Here is a 4,314-nt window from a genome sequence, read left to right as displayed (position 1 = left end):
TCGTCGGGCGATGCGCGCACTTCGTCGGGTGTGCCGTAGGCCGCGATTCGCCCCTCGTGCAGCAGCGCGATCCGATGGGCGATGCGAAACGTCGACGCCATGTCGTGGCTGATGACGATGCTCGTGATGTCGAACTGCTCCTGCGCCTCCTGGATCATGTCGTCGATCTGGCGAGTGCGGATCGGATCCTGGCCCGTCGTCGGCTCGTCGTAGATCATGATGTCCGGGCGCATGATGATCGCGCGAGCGAGGCCAACTCGCTTCTTTTCGCCCTCGGAGATTTCGCCCGGCAGCTTGTCGCGAATGTCGGCGATGTGGAGGCGTTCGAGCAGCTCGAGTACGCGATCGCGGATCTCCGCTTTCGGCAGGTCGGTGCGCTCGCGCAGCGGAAACTCGACGTTTCCGTAGACGGTCAGCCAGTCGAGGAGGGCCGCATGTTGAAACAGGAGTCCGAGGCGACGGCGCACGTCGTTGAGGTCGGCGGGGTCGCGCTGCGCGATGTCTTCGCCGAACACGCGGACCTCGCCGGCGTCCGGCTTGAACAGGCCCATGATGTGTTTGATGATGACGGACTTGCCGCTTCCGCTCGCGCCGATGAGCACCGTGATGCGGTTCGGGTAGATCGCGAGATCGACGCCGCGCAACACGTGCTTGTCGCCGAAGTACTTGTGCACGCCGACGAGTTCGATCACGGGCTCGCCCAACGGCGGTTCCGCGGCAGGGTCGGCGGTATCGCCGGAACGTGCGGTCGTCGACGCTCGCGACAAGCGGCTCGTGCGGGCGCCTTCGACGAAGGTGCGCACGGCCGGATGATCGCTCGCAATGAACTCGTCGTACGTGCCGTACTGGACGATTCGCCCGTCGTGCAAGAACGCGACGTAGTCGGCCAGGCGCCGCGTGCTGGCCATATCGTGGCTGATGATCACGGACGTGATGTCAAACTGCTGGCGCGCGAGCAGGATCATCTGGTCGACGCGCTCGATCATGATCGGGTCGAGCCCGGTCGTCGGCTCGTCGAACAACACGACTTCGGGATTGGTCACCAGCGCGCGGGCGAGACTCACGCGCTTCTTCATGCCGCCGGACAGATCGGACGGCAGCAGGTGTTCGGCGCCCTCGAGCCCCAGGGTGGCCAGGAGGTCGCGCGCGAGCGCCAGCGCCTCGGCGCGGGACACGGTCGAGTTTTCCAGCAAGCCGAACGCGACGTTTTCTACGACCGACCTGGAGTCGAACAGCGCGTAGTTTTGAAACAGCATGCTCATGCGCTTGCGCAACTCGAGCAGCTCGACGGGCGACGCCTCGGTCACATCGCGGCCGAACAAGCGCACGCGGCCGCTCTGCGGCCGGATGAGGCCCATCATGGTCTTGAGCAGGACCGACTTGCCGGAGCCAGAGCGCCCGACGACCACCGTCGTCTTGCCGGGGACGACCGGCAGGCTGATACCGCGAAGCACGTGGTTGGCGCCGAACGCGACGTCTACCTGGTCGAGTTCGATGACCGGACCTGCGTCCGCGGGCCACGGTTCGACCTCGGGGACGAGCAAGTTGCGACGGCGGTGCGCAGCGGCGACCATCGGCGCGATTGTCGCACGGCGTCCGCCGCGCGGCACGGCGACAGCTTGCGGTCGTCGGGCGGGCAGGCGAGGATCGGCGAATGGGGCACAAACGTCGGGACGGCTCGGCGGTCAAGACGCGGCCGACCGCGCGGGATCCGCGCGCCGCGATCGCGCAGATCGACGATGCGGAGCGGCGCGCCGAGGCAGCGCAGCTCGTCGAGTGGATGGAGGCGATCACCGGCGAGCCGCCGGTGCTGTGGGGCAAGGACATCATCGGATTCGGCAGGTACCACTATCGCTATGCGTCGGGTCGCGAGGGCGACTGGATGCGGATCGGGTTTTCACCGCGCAAGCGCGCCCTGTCGATTTACTGCACGACCGGGTTCGATGCGCTCGCCGCTCCGCTCGCGCGGCTCGGCCCGCACCGGCGCGGCGTCGGATGTCTGTACGTGCGCCGACTCGCGGAGGTCGACCCCGCCGCGCTGCGCGACCTGCTCGCGCGGTCGTGGGCCGACAGCCTGCGACGCTATCCGCCGGCGTAATGGCGCCGGGGTCGAGCGCGCGACGGCGCGCGCGGCCCCGCGACGGCGTGGCCGGCGCCGCCGAACGTCTGCTGCCACAGCACGTCGCCGCCGGCGTCGAGCTTGACCAGCCACAGGTCGGCCATCTGTGCGCCGAACGACTCGGTCCAGCCGGCGAACACGATCCCGCCGTCGGTCGTCTCGCGGGCGTCGGTCGCCATGTCGTCGCCGCTGGCGCCAATCGCCGCCTGCCGCACGACGTTGCCCATCGGATCGATCTGAAGCAGCCCAGCGTCGCCGTACTCCTCGCCGAACGAATCCGAGATCCCGGCGATGAGCAGATCGCCGCCGGACGTGACCACGACGCTCTCCGTCTCCTGGCCCCCGTCACCGCCGTACAGCGCCGACCACGCCGGGCCGAAATCGCCGCTGCCGTCCGGCGGGGGCCGGCGTCGGCGGCGATTTCGTCGTCGTCGCCATCGTCGTCGTCGCCGCCGCCGCACGCGAACGCCGCGCACGCGACCGGCGCCATTCCCCGTCGAAGCACGCCTGTCTTGACCATCTCCACCGCCTGCGCCGGCCGATCGGCCGGCTGGCAGGTCGTCCCCCCGCGACTTGCGGTCTCGATCTCAATGCGCTGCGTTTCAAGCCGGAACGGTGCACATCGCCAACCCGGATGACGGCGGTTCCAGGGGCCAGCACGCCGCTCTTTGGACGGTGCGACGACCGTGCGGCGGTGCGCGCCCGCGGCCGCACACAGCCGCGCCTCAACGCGCATATAGTTGCGTGCGCACGCAACGAAACGGCGGACCGGGTGCCCGGCGCGCCGCGCGCCCGCCGATCGAGACTGCGTCCACGGCCACGCCCGCGGGATCTGCGGGGCCGGGTGCGCGATGATCGATGACTCGGAAGACCGCGGTTGCGAGGCACGCGCCGGCGGTCGGGGACACGCGCGCGACGTCGCAGCGTCGCGGAGTTCCCGGGCACGGGCTGTGGGATCCCCGTCGCCGCGCGATTCCATCGCGCGAGGACAGCCATGGCGCCGTCAACGTGATCGATATCGCCGCCAATCGGGCCCCCCGCGGTTGAACGGTTCGGGTCGCCCGCTGTTCGACCGTCGTTCGCCCGGCGAGCCTTGGCTCGCGCGGAGAGAGGGCCAGGCGATTCGGCGTGGCACGTCTCGCGCGGGCTCCAAACCGCGATCCGGGCGCGGTGGACCGGGTCGCGAACGCGGGGACGTTGCGCGGAGGATGCCGGGCATTGCGCGCTCAGCGCGCCGCCGCGACGGTCTGCAGCGCACCTGCGGCGGACAACGCGCGGACGCGCGTGGACGGCCGGGCGGCGCCGCGTCGGCGCGCCGGCGTGCGAGGCGACGCCGACCGACTCGGCTTCGTGGCTCCTGCCTTGCGGGGCCAGGAGTTACGCCGGGGGCTGGATCGCCGGCCTTTGGCCGTGCCCCCTGCCGTGCGGGGAGACGAGGCGCGTCGTGCCCGGGGCGCCGTCCGCGCTCACGCGTCGCTCCTGCCGTGCGGGGCCAGGAGGGCCGTCGCTTGCGTCGACACCACCGATCGCCACGGCACGCGCGGCTCCCTCGGTCGCCCGGTACCGCCGGTGGGGCGATGGGCCGCCTCGGACGCCCCTGGGTGGCTGTCGCGCACGGCCGCCGGCTGCGGTCGCGGTGGGGTTGTCGGCGGCTGCCCTCGCGCCCTCCCGTGCCGCCCGTGGACACGCGCCGGCGTGGGCCGCAGGCGTGCGCTGCGCTTCGCCGTGCACCTCGCGGCGTCCCTCGCGAGCCGGAGCGCAACACTCGCCGAGGGGCTCGACCGCGGGGACGACCTCGCGCCGGGGAGGCTGCCGCCGGAGGCCCCGGCCCAACGCCCGACGTGCAGCATGAACCGAGGCGCTCGGACGACAAACTGAGGCTTCGCACTGTCTGCTCGGACAGCGCGAGGGCCGGCTGGCAGCACATCGGTCCGCCGAGCATCCCGCCAGTGGGGCGGTTCATGGGTGTCCTGTGGCGCCCCTTCACGTGTGGCGGGTCCGCGGATCGGCATTCGCACGCACGTCGCGACGCACGGATGCGCTCTACCGTTCCACGTGGAACGCGCTCTGCGCCGCCGCGTTCGAGCGAGGGCTACCCTGGGCCGGCCCATCCGCCGCGTTCCACGTGGAACGCTACCCGGCACCCGCGTTATGCGCCGTGGGGCGCGCCGTGCCCGCGCGCGCCGCGTTCCACG

3 protein-coding genes are annotated in these 4,314 nt (G+C 71.3%); 1 reads left to right on the top strand and 2 read right to left on the bottom strand.

The window, feature by feature from the left end:
• A partial coding sequence (locus tag D6689_15530; GenBank protein ID RMH39823.1) for an ABC transporter ATP-binding protein occupies positions 1–1,574 on the bottom strand: 1,574 nt, incomplete at its 3' end.
• An 80-nt stretch (positions 1,575–1,654) separates the two neighbouring features.
• Between D6689_15530 and D6689_15525 the strand changes: the two genes are divergently transcribed.
• The gene (locus D6689_15525) at positions 1,655–2,098 is read left to right on the top strand and encodes a DUF1801 domain-containing protein (protein RMH39822.1); all 444 of its coding nucleotides are present in this window, start codon (positions 1,655–1,657) and stop codon (positions 2,096–2,098) included.
• Here the strand turns inward: D6689_15525 and D6689_15520 are convergent.
• On the bottom strand, positions 2,083–2,439 hold the full coding sequence (locus D6689_15520; GenBank protein RMH39821.1) for a hypothetical protein: 357 nt from the start codon (positions 2,437–2,439) through the stop codon (positions 2,083–2,085). The two genes, D6689_15525 and D6689_15520, sit on opposite strands and share 16 nt — an antisense overlap.
• Between the last annotated feature and the right edge of the window lie 1,875 nt (positions 2,440–4,314).

The sequence above is a fragment of the Deltaproteobacteria bacterium genome, assembly GCA_003696105.1.
Taxonomy (GTDB): Bacteria; Myxococcota_A; Polyangia; order Haliangiales; family J016; genus J016.
Note: the sequence above shows the minus strand (reverse complement) of the source record. Positions and strands in the feature narration are given on the sequence as shown.

Excerpts from the sequence above, each read along its gene's own strand:
- D6689_15525 (RMH39822.1), top strand. The coding sequence starts at position 1,655 with ATGGGGCACAAACGTCGGGACGGCTCGGCGGTCAAGACGCGGCCGACC.